This is a genomic window from Halosegnis longus (genome assembly GCF_009663395.1).
GTDB classification, from domain to species: domain Archaea; phylum Halobacteriota; class Halobacteria; order Halobacteriales; family Haloarculaceae; genus Halosegnis; species Halosegnis longus.
The window spans coordinates 1,801,880-1,819,480 of record NZ_QKNW01000001.1 but is presented as its reverse complement, the minus strand read 5'-3'; the positions used below and the strand labels follow the sequence as shown (position 1 = coordinate 1,819,480).

The window sequence follows — 17,601 nt, the reverse complement described above, 5'->3', positions numbered from 1 at the left end:
GCGATTATCTGGCGTAGAGCTTCGTGCCGAGCAGTACATCCGGGGTACCACCGTCGGGCGTGACGGCGACGTAGGGGTGGTCGACGGGACCGAACACGTCGACGACGCGCCCGACCGCGTCGAGCGACTCGTCCAGTGCCGTCGTGCCGATATCCACCTCGGTGTCGGCCGGCGGCCGGAGGACGAGCAGCCCCTGTGCCGTGGAGACGACCTCGCCGAGTCGGTTCACGCGCGGATAGCTCCGAGATACGCCGCGACAGCACCGAGCAGGTCTCCCTTGCTGGCGTCGTCTGCGTCCTTCACGAGCACGCGACCGCGTGGTTCGTACTCGCGAGGGTACTGTACGTCGCGCTCGATGACGGCGTCGTACCCCACCTGCTGGACCGCCTCCGCGATTTCGTCGACGGTGGGGGCAGCGACCGCGAGGTCCTGTGGCACGCGCCGACCCTCGGAGCGGGTCAGGTCGGCGTCGAACTGCGCTGGCCACAACACGTTCTCAACCATACCGGTTCGAGTCGTGTCTCCCTTATACGTCTTGTCGAATCACTCACTCCCGGCGCGCGAGCACGAGCGCACCGACGGCGAGCAGTGCGGCGACGACGCCGAAGCCTGGCTGTTCACCCGCGGTCGTCTCCGTGGAGTCGGTCGAGGCCGTCGCCGCCGGCGTGTCGGTCGCGGTCGCCGTGGTCGTCGGCGTCGCCGTCGCGACGGTCACGTCGCTGCGGGCGACGAACGACGCGTCAACGTCGGGGTGGAACCCCTCGGTCAGATTCCGCACCGCGAAGACGACCGAACGCGGCGCCGGCTGGTTCAGGTAGTCGGTGTTGACCACGACGGTCGCGTTGTTCTGTCCCGCAGTCGTCGAGGCGTACGGCTCCTCGGTGTAGATGTTTGCGAGCCGGGAGTTCACGACGAGCATCTCGGGGTTCGCCTGCAGGATGATTTCGTCGCTCACCTGCGGGTAGTCGGTCTCGTAGTCGAACTCGGCGAGGACGTTGGTCCCGCCGCTGGCCTCGATCATCGCCGAGATGAAGGTGTTCGTGTTGGCGACGTAGCCGCTGCCGAGCGGGTAGAGCACCCTCGGGCGCTCGACATCCGCGGTCGCGGTGCGGGCGGCCTCGACGTTGGCTTCCATCCAGGCGTTCACTTCGACGGCCGCCTCACAGTGGCCGGTGAGCCGGGCGATCTGTGTCGTCTTCTCGGTCACGTCCTCCAGCGTCTCGGCGGCGGCGAACTGATACACCGTGACGCCGGCATCACGCAGTGCGCGCACCGTCTCGGTCTGGGAGGCGTTCGGCGCGAGCACGAGGTCGGGTTCGGTGCCGACGACCCGCTCGACGGAGACGCCGAACCCGTCGGTCGCGGAGACGCTCGTCTTCGTCTCGAAGCCGTCGAGGTAGTCGGCGTTGGCCGTCACGCCGACGACCTGCTCGCGACCGCCGAGTTCCCAGACGGTCTGGGCGGCCGACGGATTCAGCGTCGTGATTCGGTCGGGCCGTTCATCGAGGGTAATCTCGGTCCCGCTCGCGTCGGTCACCGTGTACGGGAACGAACAGTCATCCTGTTGCGTCTGTGCTGTCGCGCCGGCGACGCCAGCCGGAATCGTGGCCGCGAGCACGAGCATCGCGACCAGCAGCGTGAGTCGTTGTCGCATCATCTCTACGACCGGGCTAACCCAATAAGTATTTGTCTAACCAAACTGGACTTGTCTACGTGCGATACCGTGGCCGGACAGCGAGTGCGGTCTCCGTGCTGGTGGGACTGCTCGTGGGCGTCGTCGTCGTGTCCGCGGGCATCGGGCCGGTCCACATCGGGCCGGTGACCGTCGCGAAGGTGTTCGCGAACGCGCTGGCGGTGCCGGCCGGTGTCAGAATGGAGGCGACCGCCTTGGTCGCGCCGTGGCACGCGGTCGAGTGGTACGCCCCGTTCGGCTACGACGTGGACCCGTTATACTCGACAATCGTCTTGCAGGTTCGACTGCCGCGCATCGCGGCCGGCGCGAGCGTCGGGTTCGCGCTCGCAGCCGCCGGCACCGTGATGCAGGGACTGTTCCGGAATCCGATGGCGGACCCTTCGATTATCGGCGTCTCCTCCGGAGCGTCCGTCGGTGCCGTCGCGGCCATCGTCGCCCCGTTCGCGCTCCCGTTCGGACTCGGTCTCCGGGCGTCCGCGTTCGTCGGCGCGCTGGTCGCGGCGGTCGTCGTGTACGCCATCGCGACCGAAGGGGGGCGGACGCCGGTGGCCACCCTCCTGTTGGCCGGCGTGGCCGTCCAGACGTTTCTCGGCTCGGTCACCTCGTATCTGATTCTCCGGAGCGGCGACTCCATCGAGGAGGTCACCTACTGGCTGATGGGCCACCTCGACGCCTCGCGCATCGAGGAGGCGCTCATCACCGGCGGGATTACCTTCGTGCTCGTCGCGGTCCTGTATCTGTACGCCGAGGACCTGAACGCGCTCCTGTTGGGCGAGACCGACGCCCGCTCCGTCGGCGTCGAGGTCGAGTGGACGAAACGCATCCTGCTTGCCGCCTCGAGCATCATCACCGGCGCGGCGGTCGCCATCTCGGGGGTCATCGGCTTCGTCGGTCTCATCGTTCCCCACGCGCTCAGGCTCATCGTCGGTCCCGACCACCGAATACTGCTGCCGACGAGTGCACTCGCCGGGGCCTCGTTTCTCGTCGCGGCCGACACGCTCGCGCGGTCGGGGCCCGCAGAGCTTCCGGTGGGTATCGTGACCGCCGCCGTCGGCGCGCCCTTCTTCCTGTATCTGCTCCGCAAGCGTGAGGTGAGCGAACTGTGATAGAAATCGACGGGCTGTGTGTCGACCGCGGCGGCGTGCGCGTCCTCGAGGACGTGTCGCTGTCGGTCGCCGACGGCGAGTTCGTCGCGCTCGTCGGCCCGAACGGTGCCGGGAAGTCGACGCTGCTCGGTGCCGTCGGTGGTCACCTCTCACCGGCGGCGGGGTCGGTAGCCGTCGACGGAGACGAAGTCGGGTCGCTGTCGGCGCGGGCGCTCGCCCGCCGGGTCGCGACCGTGCCACAGGAGACGAACTTCGGCTTCGACTTCTCGGTGCGTGACGTGGTGGCGATGGGTCGCCACCCGTACCGGTCGCGCTTCGGCGGCGACGACCCGGACGGCGCTGCCGCCGTGGAACGCGCACTCGACCGGACACAGACCGCACAGTTCGCCGACCGGTCGGTGGCGTCGCTGTCGGGCGGGGAGAAACAGCGCGTCCTGCTGGCCCGTGCGCTCACGCAGGCCGCCCCCACGCTCTTGTTGGACGAGCCGACCGCGAGTCTCGACATCAACCACCAGGTCCGGACGCTCGACCTCGTGGCGGGGTTAGAAGAGACGGTCGTCGCGGCCATCCACGACCTCGATTTGGCAGCGCGCTACTGTGACCGCGTCGTCCTCCTCGCCGACGGTGAAAGGCAGGCGGTCGGCACCCCCCGGGAGGTGTTCACGGCCGACCGGCTGGAGCGCGTCTTCGGCGTCGACGTAACCGTCGGGGAAAACCCGGCCACGGGAACCGTGACGGTGACGCCTACTGCGGGTGTCTCGCTCGGCGACGAGTCGGTTTAGCCGCGTGTCGAGCGCGCCTCGCGTATCTCGGCTCCGTCGCGGAGCTTGTCCTCGCAGTTCGGACACACTCGGACGGATTCCAGCTCGTTGGGCGCGAACACTCGGACATACGCCTCGGTGACGAAGGAGTCGCAGTTGGCACAGTTTGGCATACGGACGGGGACGGCGGCACCGACTTGTAGGTTTCCCCGCTTACGAGGTGAAGCTGTTGTCACACTCCAGACAGGTGAGTTCGAACCGGCCCGCCTCGGTCAACGAGAGACCGTGGCCCGTCTCCGTCTCGCACTCCTGACAGTAGACGATGGACTCGATTTCGTCCCAGTCGTGTTTCGACTTCGGCGCGCCGAGCGCCCAGCCGACGAGTTCGGTGTCGCCCGTGTTGGTGCCCTGCTGGAACTCGCCCGGCTCGAACCGGATGAGTTCACCGCCAGAGACGACGGCTTCGGTGTCGCCGTCGCGGCCGACCGTGAACGTCGCCTCGCCTTCCTCGACGTAGAACACCTCCTCCTGGTCGTGGTGAGTGTGAAGCCCGCCGGAGAAGGACTCGCCCGGCTGGAGCCGGAAGAAGTTCATCGCGAAGTCGCTGGTGCCGAGCGCGTCGGAGACGGGACGGCGCTCGCTGTGGACGCCGAGGGGGTTGTTCTGTATCTCGACGTCGTCGATGGAAGTGTGGTCCATACGCGAGCGTGTGGGGCCGGTCGCTTGAATCTTGCCGGCTTACGCGCGCGGGAACTGATCGATGGTGTCGGCCTCGAAGCTCTCCTCGTCGAACTCGTACTCGCCGTCGAGGAACGAGAGCACCTCCTTCACGTCGCGCTGGGCGTTCTGCAGACAGGTCGAGGCACCCGGCGAGGGCGTGATGTTGAAGATGATGTCCTCACCGACGATCTTGGCCTCACCCATATCGAGGGACTTCTTCGAGGTGTCGACGATCTGCGGGCGGACGCCGCCGTACCCTTTCGCGCGCTCGATATCGCCCTGTTCGACGCTCGGGACGACCTTCTGGACGTGCGGGAGGAACTGGTCGGTGCCGACCTTCGGCACGTCGTAGATGAGGTTCCGGATGACGTACGGGAGGAGGATGCGGTCTGAGAGCACGTTCGCGTAGCTGAGAAACGCCGACGGCGAGAAGCCGAACACGTCGAGGAAATCGCTCACCGTCGAGAGCCGACCGCGTTCGAGCGCGGGCACGAGCTTCGCCGTCGGCCCGAAGCGCGTGATGGAGTCGTCGTGTACGTCGGCGTCCCCGTGGACGGCCGCGAAGGGGAGCTTCTTCATCTGGAGGGTGTACACCTTCCCGTTCAGCAGGTCGTCGGCGAGGAAGAAGCTCCCCGCAATCGGAAGCAGGACCATGTCCTCACCGTAGCCGAGGTCCTTCGCCATCTGGAGGCTGTGTGAGCCGGCGGCGACGACCGCCGCGTCGGCGTCGAAGCGACCGTTGTCCGTGCCGATGGTGTAACCGGTCGTCGTGGGCGTCACGTCCTCGACGCGCGTGTCGGTGAACACGTCGACGCTCGTCTCCTCGTTTGCCGCCTCGACGAACGACTGGGCGACGGCACCGTAGTCGACGACGTAGCCGTCGGGCGTCTGGAGCGCCATCAGCTCGGTGTCGGGGTCGCGTCCCTCCACGACCTTCGGCTCGTGTTCTGCAATCTCCTCGCGACCGATAGCTTCCAGTTTGGGGAACAGGTCACCGAAGCCCTCGTCGTCGTAGCGGGCTTCGAGTTCCTCGACCTCCTCGTCGCCGACCGCGAGCACCATCTTGCTCCGCTTGTCGTGCATCTCGCGGTCCTCGTCGTGGTTCTCGAGGTAGCCGGCGAGCGTCTCGGCGGCCGTCTTGACCGTCGACGCCTTCTCCAGCGTGTAGTTCGTCTCGATGTCGCCGAAGTGGAGCGTCTGTGAGTTGTTCGTGTGGTCGGAGTTGATGGCCGCGATGGACGGCTCCTTCTCGACGAGCGCGATGGAGTCGATGTTGGTGAACTTCGCACTCGTGTACAGGAGCGATGCGCCACTGATACCGCCGCCGACGATGACGAGGTCGTACTGTCCGGACATGGTGAGCGTTATCGGTGAGTTGCAGCGACCAGGGAAAACCCGTTTCGGTTCGCGTTACACTGGCTCCGAAGAGTACCGCCGCTCACGGCTCAATGCGGTCGAGAGAAGAGCCGGAGGAGGGATTTGAACCCTCGGCCTATTCCTTACGAAGGAATCGCTCTGCCAGCTGAGCTACTCCGGCGCGCACCCGAGTATGGTACGACGGCGAGTAAAAGGGTTGCGAACCAAACTCACCGACGGCGGAGGCGGGCGTCGAGACAGACGTTCTCCTCGTGGGGCGCATACGACCGGACGACGCGTCGCGTCTCGACATCGACGGCGTACGCCTCGCCCGCCGCCTCGCGAATCGCACGCTCGCCCGGCCCGAAGGGGTCGGAGTCGTGCTGGATGTCGTACAGGTGGAGCACACACTCGTCGCCGGCCAGCGCGACCGCGGTGTCGAGGAACTCACTCGCCGTGTGGGGGAGATTCATCACGACGCGGTCGGCCCACCCCTCCCAGTCGGCCGCGACCTCGCGCACGTCTCCCTCAACGGCGGTGAGCGTGTCGGCGACGCCGTTCCGAGCGGCGTTCTCGCGCAGATACTCGATTGCTCGGGGGTTCAGGTCACAGGCGACCACGGATGCACCGCGACCGGCCATCGGGACGGCGAAGGGACCGACGCCGGCGAACATGTCGAACACCCGCTCGTCGGGCGTGACCTGCTCGACGACGCGGTGGCGTTCCGTCGCGAGCCGGGGCGAGAAGTACACCTCCGCGATATCGAGCAGCAGTTCGGTGCCATACTCCGTGTGGACGGTCTCGGTGTCGTTGCCGGCGAGCACGTCCCACTCGCGCACGCGGAGTTCGCCCTGAATCTTGGAGGCGCGATTGACGATCGTGTCGACGGGCAGCGAGGACGCCATCACCGCGTCGGCGATCGTCTGTGCGCGCTCGTCGTCGTCCTCATCGAGGATGACGATGCGGCCGAGCCGCTCCAGCGACGGCTCGAAGCCGAGGATATCCTCGGGGAGCGTCTGTGTCTCGCGGCGCGGGGCGTCGAACGAGACGACCTCGTGGTCGTCTGCAGCGGCGTCGGCGTCGGTGACAGGGATGTAGAGCCAGCCGTCCGTGACGGTGATATCGTACTCGTCGTGGACGAGATTCCGGTCGGCGAGGCTCGCCCGCGTCGTCTCCCCTTCCTCGGGCGGGACGCGGACGCACGGGACACTCATTGCCGGAGGGAGTGGACCGGCAGCGGTAAGCGTGACGGACGCCGGCCGTGAACGAGGCGCTTATTCTCCCGCCACCGGTGTACCGTGTATGCTCACGTTCGTCGGACTCGGCTTGTGGGACGAAACCTCGATTACCGTCGACGGCCAGCGCGCGCTCCGGGCGGCCGACGACGTGTTCGCCGAGTTCTACACCTCCCGGCTGATGGGAACGGACCCCGAATCGCTCGCCGCACACCACGGCGTCGATATCGACGTCCGCGACCGCGCCGGCACCGAACAGGAGCCGGAGCCGATTCTCGACGCCGCCGAGTCGGGCGAGGCCGTGTTTCTCACCGCCGGCGACACGATGATTTCGACGACGCACGTCGACCTCCGGCTCCGCGCCCACGACCGCGGCATCGAGACGCGCGTGATTCACGGCACGACCGCCTCGGCAGCGGCCGCGTCGCTGACCGGCCTGCAGAACTACCGCTTCGGGAAGGCGACGACGCTCCCGTTCCCGTACGCCCACGGCGGCGACGGCGTTCCGAAGTCGGTGTGTGACACACTGGACGCGAACCGCGAGCGCGGGCTCCACACCCTCGTCTATCTCGATATCAAGCAGGAACGCCAGGAGTACATGACCGGCGACGTGGCAGCCGACCTGCTCGCCGACGGGTACGAGGACGTGCTCGGGGTCGTGGTCTGTCGGGCCGGCTCGCCCGAGCCGCGCGTCGAAGCCGGACGGCTGAGCGACCTCGCAGACCGTGATTTCGGCGGCCCGCTCCACCTGCTCATCATCCCGGGAGAGTTACACTACATCGAGTCGGACGCGCTCCGCGAGTTGGCGGGCGCACCCGAAGAACTGACCGAGCCGGTCTGATTACTCCTCGCGGCCGCCGTCGGCGCGGACGCCGCCGCGTCCCGGCGGGTCACCGAAGTCGAACTCGTGTTCGTCGCCGGTGACGAGATACAGCAGGTCGGCGACGACCGTCTTGAGTTCCGGGAGGTAGCGCAGCGTCGCAAGCATGATAGCGACGAGCGCGACGACTGAGGCCGACTGGCTCAGAATCTTGTCGGCTACGAGGAACGAGACGTAGTAGGGGTCGCTCTGGCCGAACAGCGCGAGCACCTGCGGGACGAACACCTGGAACCACTGTTCGCCGAACGCGACGGCGATGAACACGTTCCGGACGAGGTTCAGCCCCCAGATGACGGGAATCGAGACGAGGAACGCCTTCGCCTTCCGGTCGAGTGGCGCGTCGACCGCGCTGATGAGCCCGGCGAAGATCGCCATGCTCCCGAGTCCGGTACAGGCGAGTTCGATCTCCGTGAGGATGCGGTGGCCGTTGGGGCGGACGAACAGGAAGACGCTCTGGAGGCCGTTGTCGTTGGCGACCAGCTCGGGGTGGTAGCCGAGCGCGTTCATCGCCCACTGGGTCTGGAGCGTCACTGTCCGAATCATCGGCTCGTAGATGGCGTCGACGGTCGTCGCCGGCAGGTAGATGACGCCCATCACGGCGACGGCCCGCGAGATGACGAACAGCGAGTCGCGGCCGTCGAGCAGTAGATAGCCGGTGTAGAAACACAGCGGCACGGCGACGAGTGCGAGCGCCGCCTCGATGAAGCTCGACCCGACGAACCAGAACTGCGGGACGAGCGTGCCCCAGAAGATACCGAAGACGCCCCACGTCGTCGCCGTCAGCAGTCGGCCCGCTCGCTCGTGGTAGTACATCGCGAGCGCGCCGGCGACGAAGCCGCCGACGGAGAGCCACGCGAGCGTCGCGGTCAGCAGTGAACTCGCCATTGTCTGCTTGTCGGCTTTCAGCGGTAAATCCTTGCTGGTCGGCTACCGCGGCCGTAGCTATCGCTGTGGGGTGTAGCGCGCGAAAGAAAAATCCAGTTTGGTAAACCGGGGAGGTCCGGTTAGTTAGCTATCGTTAGTTGCCGCGGCGGAGCGCGATGAGCGCTGCACCGGCGAGGGCAACAATCGCGACTGCGCCACCGAAGCCAGGCTGGCTTCCGGAGGTCTCAGTCGCCGTGTCACCGCCGTCGGTCGGCGTCTCCGTCGCGGGCTCCGGCGTCGGCGTGTCCGTCGCGGGCTCCGGCGTCGGCGTGTCCGTTGCCGGCTCCGGCGTCGGCGTGTCCGTCGCGGGCTCCGGCGTCGGAGTCGGCGTCGGGGTTGCCTCTGCAGCGCCGATCGTGCCTTCTGCCGAGAGGGCACCGTCAGCGAACTGCGGCGAGGCCGAGGCCGTCACGTCGAACGTCGTGTTCTCCGACGAGCCCGAGAAGTCGAACTCGGTCGCGAACGTACCGTTCTCCGTGACCGTTGCCGTCGCGGTCTTCAGGAACGCGGACGTGCCGGTCGCACGAGCGCGGATGTTCACATCCGTGCCTGGTGCGATGTCGGTCGTGCCGCTGATCTCCTGGCCGCTTGCGGCTTCGACAGTGATGTCTTCGCCACCGTTGAGCATACCTGCACGCTCAACGACGGTGAACGTCGAGGAGACGGATTCGCCGTCCTCGGCGGTCGTCAGGCCGCTTGCCTGCTCGACCGTGAAGGTCACGTCGAATTCCTCGTCGGCTGCTGCCGTGACCGTCTCAGAGTCAGTGTAATCGTTCGTCGGGTCAACGTCGTCCGTACGAACGAACTGGAGCTGGTCGGTCTTGACGTTCACGAAGACTGTCTCGTTGTCAGCGTCAGCGACGACGTTGAACGCGCCGGCGGCAACGCTGTCAGTGAGTGCGAGACGCTTCGGATCCTGGTTCGGCGAGGAACCAGTCTGGACAACACTCAGACTGAGTGCCGTATCGAGTGTCTCCGTCTCGCCAGCCGGCTGACTGACCTGGTCGGTCGTCAGGAGGTTGACGAGTGCAGCTTCTTGGCTGGAGACACTGCTCTTGTCGAGTTCGTTCTGGAGTGCACCGTAGACACCAGAGGCACCGATCTGGTGGACGAGCACATCCTGTGCGGCGATCTCATCGGACTGCGTGACAGCGCCGTCCTCGATGGCGCTGTACACGTCAGCCGGAGCCTCGGCGTCACCGAACGTGCTGCTCGGTGCCGTCCAGAGGTTCATCGAGTCCGTCGAGCGTGGCTCAACGATGAGCGTACCGACGGCGGATTCCTCGCCACCGATGTAGGCGGCCAGGTCGTAGTCCGTGTCAGCCAGCACGGCGCTGGTTGCTGCGTCGGTTGTGATGTCCGAGTCAACCTCATCTGCGGCGACGAACGTTGCGGTGTCGTCACCGGCAGCCGAGAACACGCCCTCACCGGTAGGCGTGCCCTTGTTGGTGAGGTAGGTGTTGAACTGGAGGGTGACTTCGCCGTCTGCGTCGTCACCGCTTTCTGCGTCGGTAACCTCGGCGGCTGCAGCGTAGCTCACGGAGTTCCCACCGATGAGAACCGTGGCGCTGTCAGCGTTGTCGAGGTCGATCGTGATTTCTGCAACGTCACCGCGGTCCTCGCGGAACACGGTCTCGCTGAAGGAGACGTCACCGGTGACGGCGGAGACCGAAATCTCGTCGGTCTCGGTCGTGATGCCGGTGCCAACGTCTTCAACTTCGATCGTGTAGTTGCCTGCTTCGGTCGCAGTCAGGTCAGCGGTAATCTGACCGTCGCCGTCAATCGTGAAGGTACCCGAGTCAACTTCCTCGTCAGAGGAGTCGAGGAGGGTAGCCGTCACGTCACGGTTGACTGCATCGGACGAGATGTCTGCGCTGACGGTTGTGGAGTCGCCCGTGAAGGAGATCTCCGTGTTCGTCGCCTCAGCCGTCAGGCCAAGACTACGAAGCGTCATGCGCTCCTCGTCCGAGCTGCTACCGAGGAACTGGAAGCTGTAGTCCTCACCAGCGGTGAGGTCGTCACGGGCACCGGTATCGATGACCGTCACGTAGCTGTCCGTTCCCGTACCGCGGGTGAACAGGAAGTCGTTGTCAACATCGCCTGCAGAGTTGTAGCGGAACGCGTCGATGCTCTCACTGGTCTCGTCAGAGATAAGAGCGATGCGCTCGCCGTCGTACGCGGCCGTTACCGAATCAGACGAGTATGCTGTTGTGTCCTCTGCGATCGAGGTGGACGTTGTGGTGATTGCGGCTGCATCCACGAAGGTATCACCGTTACCGTCGGTGGCGGACATCGTCGCACCGTCAGTGAGGTCCGATGCGATGCCGAGGACGACTGCGTTTCCGTCCTTGTTCGTGCTGTCAATCGTTACGTCGTTCCCGTCGGCGTCGGTCACGGTGAACGAGTACTGGCTCAGGTCGAACTCTCGATCGAACACGACTTCCACGTACGTATCCGTGGATGCAGTGCTCGAGTACGTGTAGGAACTCGACGTGGTGGAGAACTCAACCGGTGCCTGTGAGACGCCAAGCGGGCCGGAGTAGTCGCTACTCCCAGCCGTTGGGCCAGTTGTTCCAGTCTCGTCGGTGGTCGTTCCATCAACGACGAGATCGTCGCTCACGGATTCACCGCTGGAGCTGGGGTTGAACTGGATGTCACCAGAGTACGTCCCACTGCTCGGGTTGGTGAAGCTTTCTCCCTCAACCTGGAGCGTTTCGCCAGCGTTGACCGTCACTGAGCTGAACGTGAGAGTAACCGTTTCTCCACCGTTACTCGAGCTCAGGCTCACACTGCTGACGGTGGTCTTGACAGTCCCGTCCGTGTTGTAGACCGTGACTGTGTAGTCGGAACTCGACCCAGTGCTGAACGAGCCATCGAAGTCCGGGCTCGAAGCACCACTGAAGTCAAGTTCGACACCGCCTACGCTCTTTGCGTCTTGTTCACTCTGAATCTGTGCTGTAACCGTCGTGGTCGCACCCGGGGCTGTGTTAGCCACGGTATACGAACCACCGGTAGCCGCAGACGCTGCTCCCGCGAACGCGATGGTGCCTCCAAAGACGGAGACGACCATCAGCGCCGTCAGGATCAGGCTGCGAACCTTTGTGTTTGTGTCTGTCATGTTTAGTCTAGTACCGATCGGCAACGAGACGTTTCACGACCGCGGGCGGAAGGCCCGTGACCGATACTTCGTGCTGTTACCATAGGTAGGGGTACACACGAACAGAACACTCATTGATATAAATACTTTGTGTCCAAAACAGCCGTATGTTATAGCGTAACAAGGCCGTCTGCGGGCGGTACAGGCCGTCTCGTGGATGTGGGCGTCTGACGGACGTGCGACGGAAAAACAGGCTGTTCGCAGGGGGATTCAGTTCGTGACGTGCTCTTCGAGCAGTTCGATCTGGTGACCTTCGTCGTCGGCGGTGAATGCGTAGAGGTTGTCACACTCCTCGGGCGAGCGGTCGGGAGCCGATTCGCGGGTCGTGAGTTCGTCCCATGCGCCCGCGAGGTCGTCGACCTGCACGGCGAGGTGGCCCCACGCGTCGCCGAGCGTGTACGTGCGCCCGTCGTAGTTGTAGGTTAGCTCGACGCTCATCGCCTCCTGCGGTGCGTCCGACGGCCGCATGAAGTAGTTCGCGAAGGTGTCGGCCTCCCAGCGGCCCGACAGTTCGTACTCGAAGACGCGGCTCCAGTAGCCGATAGCGCGGGTCGCGTCCTCGACGCGAATCATCGTGTGGTCGAGCGAGTACAGCGGGCCGAAGTCGCGCTTGACGATTTCGATCTCGTGACCGTCGGGGTCCTTCACGAACGCGTAGCGATTCCCGCAGGACTCGGGGTCGCGGTAGTCCTCGACGCCCTCGTCCATGAGTTCGTCGTAGCGCTGCTGGAGTTCGTCCTCGGGGACGCGGACGGCGATGTGGCCCCAGCCGTCGCCCAGCTCGTCGGGTTCGGAGTCGTGGTTCGAGGTGAGTTCGAGCACGGCACCGGCGTCGTGGGCGTCCTCGGGACCGAGATAGACGTTGGTGAAGGTGTCGGCCTCCCAGCGACCCTTCTCCTCGTAGTTGAGGTGGGTCTGGTACCAGTCGAGGGAGGTTTCCAGGTCGGCGACGCGCATCATCACGTGGTCGAGTGGTGCGTCCATATCCGGCGTTTGGCCGGTGTGATTGAAAAGCTACGTGTGGCGGAACGGTGACTCGCCAATCACTGCGAGTCAGTGGGAACGCTGACTCGCCAACCACTGCGAGTCAGTGGGAATCTGACCCGCCAACCACTGTGGGTCGGTAGAACCGAACTACTCCTGTTGTGCTCGGAAGGCGGGCCAGTAGTACCACCACGCGAGCGCGCACGCGAGGAGCGACCCGACAGGGAGCGGCGTGTACCGGAGTCGGTGCGAGAAGCTGAAGGCGACGCCGACACCGGTGAGACCGGCCAACAAGAGCGTACCGCCGGTGAATCGCGGGTCGCCGCGGTCGAAGGCCGCGCGGACGCCCGCGCTCGCGAGCGCAAGAAGATACAGGAGGATGCTCGCGGGCCACAACTCTGGATTGCGCGGGATTCCACCGCCGGAGAGGAAGAATCGCCACGTCGGAATCGCCCGGAGCGTCTGGGCTAAGCCGGGGTTGTAATCGAGGACGAAGAGGGGAAACAGTCCGTTGAGCACCGTCGCCCCGCGGTCGATGACGAGGACGGTCCACGGGACGAACGCGAGCGCGAGAATCGCGAGGAATCGGCGGCGTGGCGTGCCGGGCAACATCACTTGCGAGCGACGATTCGGAGCACGTCCTCGTCGGCGAGTTCGTGGGTTCGGCCCACCTGTTGTTCGTCGTGTTTGGCGCTCTCGCCGCTGACGCGGCCGAACCGGAACCGCTCGTCGAAGTCGCCACCGAGCTTGTCGAGCACGTCCTCAACGGTGTTTTCCTCTTCGGTGATGACGAGCGGCTCGTCGTAGTCGACGCCGCGGCCCGGCTTGTCCATGTAGATGCGAATCAGGCCCAGCGAGTCGAATATCTTCTCCTTGAGCGCGTCGAGTCCCTTCTCTTCCTCGGCGGAGATGAAGACGGCGTCGTCGGGGTCGATACCGCGCTCGCGGAGGTCGGCGTTGACGGTGTCGAGGTAATCGGGCTCGATGAGGTCGGCCTTGTTGACGGCGACCGCGGACGGCAGATAGACGCGGTTGTCCATCAGCGCGTCGACCAGCTCGTCGATGTCGAGATTCTGCTGGATAGTGATATCGGCGTTGACGTAGCCGTACTCGCGACACACTTCCTTGATGGTCGCCTCGTCGAGGTCCACGCCCTTGGCGGTCGTCACCTTCAGCCCGCCCGTGTGGCGTTTCGTCACCGAGATGCTCGGCGGGTCCGTGTCGAGTCGAATCTTGTTGTTGTACAGCTCCTCGGCGAGCCGGTCGTACTGGTCGATTTCGAACACCGAGAGGACGAACAATACGAGGTCCGCGGTCCGGACGACCGACAGGACCTCCTGGCCGCCACCGCGCCCGTGTGCTGCGCCTTCGATGAGGCCGGGCACGTCCATCAGCTGGATGTTCGCGCCGCGGTACTGCAACATGCCGGGGTTCACGTCGAGGGTCGTGAACTCGTAGGAGCCGACTTCGCTCTCGGCGTTGGTGAGCGCGTTCAGCAGGGTCGACTTCCCGACGGAAGGGAATCCGACGAGGGCGACCGTGGCGTCGCCGGTCTTCTCGACGGCGTAGCCACCGCCGCCGCCGGAGCCGGACTGCTGTTCGAGCTTCTCCTTCTTCTCCGCGAGTTTGGCCTTCAGCCGACCGATGTGTGCCTCGGTCGATTTGTTGTAGGGCGTCTCCGCGATTTCGTCTTCAATCGCCTCGATTTCGTCTTCGAGCCCCATCTATCCGTAGTCGGCTGGTGGCGGGCAAAAGCCTGTTCGTTGTGGTCGTGGCGAACGGTTTGCTCGCGCGTGGGCGAACGGTTTACGCCACTCGCGCGCGTCGGTCGGGATATGGAACAGCGTCGGCTGGTCGGGAATCTCCTCGTCGGTGCGTTGTTGTTCGTCGCGGTAGCACACACGCTGCTCGCGACGTTCGCCTTCGAGACGGGACTGCGTGACGTGGGGCTGTTCGCCATCGGTATCCTCGCACTCCTGCTCGTCGTCGTGAATCTGTAGCGACGCTTTCGGTGGCTTAATACACCGGAACCGACAAATAAAACATAATGGCCGACCCGCAGACCCTTCGGGACAGCACGCAGATTCGCCTCCCGTGGGAGCAGTTCGACCCGGTACACGAGGACGTGGAGTCGAACTTCACCGTCACCGTCGTCGACGCCGGTGACGACGCCCGGATTATCGGCAGCCCGGTCGAGATTAAAGACGTGAACGCGTTCCTCACGCGACACGGTATCAGCGTCGCGTAGCCGCTGAAAAACAATCCTTAAACGCGCGGGCCTGATTCTGTTCGATATGGCTGGAAACATCGAAGTACTCGTTCCCGGTGGCCAGGCCAACCCAGGCCCGCCGCTCGGTCCCGAACTTGGTCCGACGCCCGTCGACGTGCAGGCTGTCGTGGAGGAGATCAACGACCAGACTGCTGCCTTCGACGGCACCGAAGTGCCCGTCACCGTCTCCTACGAGGACGACGGCTCCTTTGATATCGAGGTGGGCGTCCCGCCGACGGCCGCCCTCATCAAGGACGAACTCGGCTTCGAGACCGGCTCCGGTGAGCCACAGGAGGACTTCGTCGCCGACATGTCCGTCGAGCAGCTGAAGACCATCGCCGAGCAGAAGCTTCCGGACCTGCTCGCGTACGATGCGAAGAACGCCTCGAAGGAGGTCGCCGGCACCTGTGTCTCGCTCGGCGTCACCATCGAGGGCGAGAACGCCCGCACCTACGACGAGCGAGTCGACAGCGGCGAGTACGACGACACCTTCGACGCGTAACTCTCACAGAAGATATTTGTCGCGAAGCGGCCACCACAGCATGATGGCCCTCCGCGACCGTCTCCGAACCTGCTACGACCAGCATCCGCTGTTCGTCGCCCTCTCCGCGCTGCTCGTCGGGCTCCATCTCGCGTACCCGTTCGTCGACTGGTGGCTCCGTGCCGCCGACATCGCACCCCCGTTCAGCTTCTGGGACTTCGGCGTCTACGACCAGGCCGTCGAGGCGTGGCGGACGAACGACCACATCTACACCCGCAACGAGGACGGCGGCTACCACGGGAGCTACCTGTATCCGCCCATCGTCCTGGTCCTCTTCCGACCGTTCGCGGCCCTCGGCCGCGGGACCGGCGACCCCCTGTGGATCGCCTGTAGTCTCCTCCTGTTGTGGAGCGGGATGGTGCTCCTCGTCGAGCGACTCGCCGGGCGACGGTCGTGGCCGGAGCGGTTGCTTCTGTTGTGGCTGCTCGTCGGCTACCAGCCGCTCCTGCTCGCGATGAAGATGGGTCAAACCGCGGCGTTCACCGCTGGGTTACTCTGTTTCGCGTTCGTCGGCCTCGACCGTGGAATGGAGTCGCGGCCGGCCCGCTTCGCCAGCGGCGCGTTGACCGGCGTCGTCGGCGTCGTGAAGTTCGCGTACGCACCGGTCGGGACACATCTGCTCGCGAACCGTGACCGCTTCGTCGGGGCGGTGGTGGCCGGACTGGGACTAGTCGGTCTCTCGCTGCTCCTCTTCGGTGTCGAGGTGCACCGGACGTATATCGAGGTGCTTGCCTGGGGAGTCAATCGGAGCGGCCTCTCCCGGTCGCCGGCGCTGTGGCTTTCCCCCTACTTCAAGCCGTTCGGCTGGCTGGCGAGTTCGCTGTGGCTCCGACTGCCCGCCGTGCTCGTCGTCGCCGCGGCCGCGCTGCTCGCGCGCGACCGCGACCGCGAGACGTTCGCGCTCGGACTCGCGGCGTTCCCGCTGCTCACGACGCTCGCGTACACGTACTATCTGGTCGCTCTGCTCCCGGCGGCGGCGATACTGATTCACGGCGAACTCGAACGCGGCGGACGGCCGGTGGTTCCGACCCTCGGGCTCGGGCTCGCGGCCGTCCACGCGTACGGACTGCTCGCGATTACGGAAATCGTCCCGGTCGCGGTTCCAGCGCTCGACCGCGCGCTCGTCTACTTCCTCGCGCAGCCGGGAACGTGGGGGTGTCTCCTGCTCGCGGGTACGGCGTTCGTACGGGTCGTCGACGGCATCGAGCGGCCGCTGTCGTGGTGAGCTACGGCGCTTCGACGGACTTATCAGTCTCATGGGCCTCGAACGACGTGAGACAGGCATCGCCTGTTTCACACCGTAGTAGCCGAACGGCTACGACTACGGAGGTGAAAGATGGCAGAATCAATACAAGACGCAGTCTCTCGCGCACTTGAGGAGGCACCTGAGCGGAATTTCCGCGAAACGGTCGACCTCGCTATCAATCTGCGCGACCTAGACCTAAACGACCCTAACAACCGTGTGGACGAATCGATCGTTCTCCCACGGGGCACGGGACAGGAGACTCGTATCGTTGTGTTCGCAGAGGGTGAAACAGCCCTCCGCGCGGAAGACGTCGCTGACGACGTGCTCGACGGGGACGCCCTCGAAGAGCTCGGTGGCGACGACGACGCCGCGAAAGACCTCGCCGATGAGACGGACTTCTTCATCGCCGAGGCGAACATGATGCAAGACATCGGCCGATATCTCGGGACCGTTCTCGGTCCGCGCGGGAAGATGCCGACCCCGCTCCAGCCCGACGACGACGTCGTCGAGACCATCGAACGGATGAAAAACACCGTTCAGGTGCGGAGTGGCGACCGGCGGACCTTCCACACGCGCGTGGGCGCAGAGGACATGGACATCGACGATATCGTCGACAACATCGACGTCATCATCCGTCGGCTGGAGGCAGACCTCGAGAAGGGGCCCCAGAACATCGACGGCGTCTACGTGAAGACGACGATGGGACCGGCATCGGAGGTGCCAACCTGA

At 65.1% G+C, this 17,601-nt stretch carries 20 protein-coding genes, 1 tRNA gene and 1 pseudogene; 8 read left to right on the top strand and 14 right to left on the bottom strand.

Annotated elements, in window-relative coordinates; all coding sequences use genetic code 11:
- Positions 1–4 precede the first annotated feature (4 nt).
- From DM818_RS09775 to DM818_RS09765, 3 genes are read right to left on the bottom strand one after another with little or no spacing between them, the layout of a single operon-like run.
- On the bottom strand, positions 5–229 hold the full coding sequence (locus DM818_RS09775; RefSeq protein WP_123124291.1) for an H/ACA ribonucleoprotein complex subunit GAR1: 225 nt from the start codon (positions 227–229) through the stop codon (positions 5–7).
- A complete protein-coding gene (gene srp19, locus DM818_RS09770) occupies positions 226–504 on the bottom strand; it encodes a signal recognition particle subunit SRP19 (RefSeq protein WP_075936948.1) in 279 nt (92 codons plus the stop codon). Before srp19 ends, DM818_RS09775 begins: the two co-directional genes overlap by 4 nt.
- Before the next feature lie 43 nt (positions 505–547).
- Complete coding sequence (locus DM818_RS09765; protein WP_123124292.1) at positions 548–1,654, bottom strand: PGF-CTERM-anchored ABC transporter substrate-binding protein; 1,107 nt, start codon at positions 1,652–1,654, stop codon at positions 548–550.
- A 59-nt stretch (positions 1,655–1,713) separates the two neighbouring features.
- Between DM818_RS09765 and btuC the strand changes: the two genes are divergently transcribed.
- Positions 1,714–2,799, top strand: coding sequence for a vitamin B12 ABC transporter permease BtuC (gene btuC / locus DM818_RS09760; protein WP_075936950.1), 1,086 nt, complete (start codon positions 1,714–1,716; stop codon positions 2,797–2,799).
- Entirely contained in the window at positions 2,796–3,581 is a 786-nt protein-coding gene (locus DM818_RS09755) for a heme ABC transporter ATP-binding protein (protein ID WP_079988873.1), read from the top strand. The genes btuC and DM818_RS09755 overlap by 4 nt, the downstream gene beginning before the upstream one ends.
- Here DM818_RS09755 and DM818_RS15000 read toward each other — a convergent pair.
- The 5 genes from DM818_RS15000 to DM818_RS09735 all read right to left on the bottom strand — a co-directional run bounded on the left by DM818_RS15000 (position 3,578) and on the right by DM818_RS09735 (position 6,850).
- Complete coding sequence (locus DM818_RS15000) at positions 3,578–3,733, bottom strand: DUF7563 family protein (RefSeq protein WP_172977315.1); 156 nt, start codon at positions 3,731–3,733, stop codon at positions 3,578–3,580. The two genes, DM818_RS09755 and DM818_RS15000, sit on opposite strands and share 4 nt — an antisense overlap.
- A gap of 40 nt (positions 3,734–3,773) precedes the next feature.
- Entirely contained in the window at positions 3,774–4,259 is a 486-nt protein-coding gene (locus tag DM818_RS09750; RefSeq protein WP_075936952.1) for a cupin domain-containing protein, read from the bottom strand.
- Positions 4,260–4,298: 39 nt separating this feature from the next.
- Positions 4,299–5,636, bottom strand: a complete 1,338-nt coding sequence (locus DM818_RS09745; RefSeq protein WP_123124293.1) for an FAD-dependent oxidoreductase — start codon at positions 5,634–5,636, stop codon at positions 4,299–4,301.
- A gap of 108 nt (positions 5,637–5,744) precedes the next feature.
- Positions 5,745–5,817, bottom strand: a tRNA-Thr gene (locus DM818_RS09740).
- Positions 5,818–5,866: 49 nt separating this feature from the next.
- Positions 5,867–6,850 carry a class I SAM-dependent methyltransferase gene (locus DM818_RS09735; RefSeq protein WP_123124294.1) on the bottom strand — a complete coding sequence of 328 codons (984 nt, stop codon included), beginning with the start codon at positions 6,848–6,850 and terminating at the stop codon, positions 5,867–5,869.
- Between the two features lie 88 nt (positions 6,851–6,938).
- Between DM818_RS09735 and dph5 the strand changes: the two genes are divergently transcribed.
- Entirely contained in the window at positions 6,939–7,712 is a 774-nt protein-coding gene (gene dph5, locus DM818_RS09730; RefSeq protein WP_123124295.1) for a diphthine synthase, read from the top strand.
- Here the strand turns inward: dph5 and artA are convergent, their stop codons facing one another.
- The 6 genes and pseudogenes from artA to DM818_RS09705 form a co-directional block, all read right to left on the bottom strand.
- Positions 7,713–8,636 carry an archaeosortase A gene (gene artA, locus DM818_RS09725; protein WP_123124296.1) on the bottom strand — a complete coding sequence of 308 codons (924 nt, stop codon included), beginning with the start codon at positions 8,634–8,636 and terminating at the stop codon, positions 7,713–7,715.
- Positions 8,637–8,769: 133 nt separating this feature from the next.
- Positions 8,770–11,295: a BGTF surface domain-containing protein gene (locus tag DM818_RS09720; RefSeq protein ID WP_199710284.1), complete on the bottom strand. Its 2,526-nt coding sequence runs from the start codon at positions 11,293–11,295 to the stop codon at positions 8,770–8,772.
- A 402-nt stretch (positions 11,296–11,697) separates the two neighbouring features.
- A pseudogene (locus DM818_RS15390) lies at positions 11,698–11,793 on the bottom strand (surface glycoprotein); the annotation flags it as partial.
- A 249-nt stretch (positions 11,794–12,042) separates the two neighbouring features.
- The gene (locus DM818_RS09715) at positions 12,043–12,816 is read right to left on the bottom strand and encodes a VOC family protein (protein ID WP_153952612.1); all 774 of its coding nucleotides are present in this window, start codon (positions 12,814–12,816) and stop codon (positions 12,043–12,045) included.
- A gap of 150 nt (positions 12,817–12,966) precedes the next feature.
- Positions 12,967–13,428, bottom strand: a complete 462-nt coding sequence (locus DM818_RS09710; RefSeq protein ID WP_123124298.1) for a TIGR04206 family protein — start codon at positions 13,426–13,428, stop codon at positions 12,967–12,969.
- Complete coding sequence (locus DM818_RS09705) at positions 13,428–14,540, bottom strand: OBG GTPase family GTP-binding protein (RefSeq protein WP_075936960.1); 1,113 nt, start codon at positions 14,538–14,540, stop codon at positions 13,428–13,430. Before DM818_RS09705 ends, DM818_RS09710 begins: the two co-directional genes overlap by 1 nt.
- Positions 14,541–14,651: 111 nt before the next feature.
- Here DM818_RS09705 and DM818_RS09700 point away from each other — a divergent pair, with 111 nt between their 5' ends.
- From DM818_RS09700 to DM818_RS09680, 5 genes are all read left to right on the top strand, one after another.
- Positions 14,652–14,816 (top strand): hypothetical protein, encoded by a 165-nt coding sequence (locus tag DM818_RS09700; RefSeq protein ID WP_153952611.1) that lies wholly within the window; start codon positions 14,652–14,654, stop codon positions 14,814–14,816.
- Between the two features lie 47 nt (positions 14,817–14,863).
- Positions 14,864–15,064, top strand: a complete 201-nt coding sequence (locus DM818_RS09695; RefSeq protein ID WP_075936961.1) for a VNG_1110C family protein — start codon at positions 14,864–14,866, stop codon at positions 15,062–15,064.
- Positions 15,065–15,110: 46 nt separating this feature from the next.
- Positions 15,111–15,587: a 50S ribosomal protein L11 gene (locus DM818_RS09690; protein ID WP_123124299.1), complete on the top strand. Its 477-nt coding sequence runs from the start codon at positions 15,111–15,113 to the stop codon at positions 15,585–15,587.
- Positions 15,588–15,630: 43 nt separating this feature from the next.
- On the top strand, positions 15,631–16,851 hold the full coding sequence (locus tag DM818_RS09685; protein ID WP_158601439.1) for a glycosyltransferase family 87 protein: 1,221 nt from the start codon (positions 15,631–15,633) through the stop codon (positions 16,849–16,851).
- A gap of 111 nt (positions 16,852–16,962) precedes the next feature.
- Positions 16,963–17,601, top strand: coding sequence for a 50S ribosomal protein L1 (locus tag DM818_RS09680; RefSeq protein ID WP_075936964.1), 639 nt, complete (start codon positions 16,963–16,965; stop codon positions 17,599–17,601).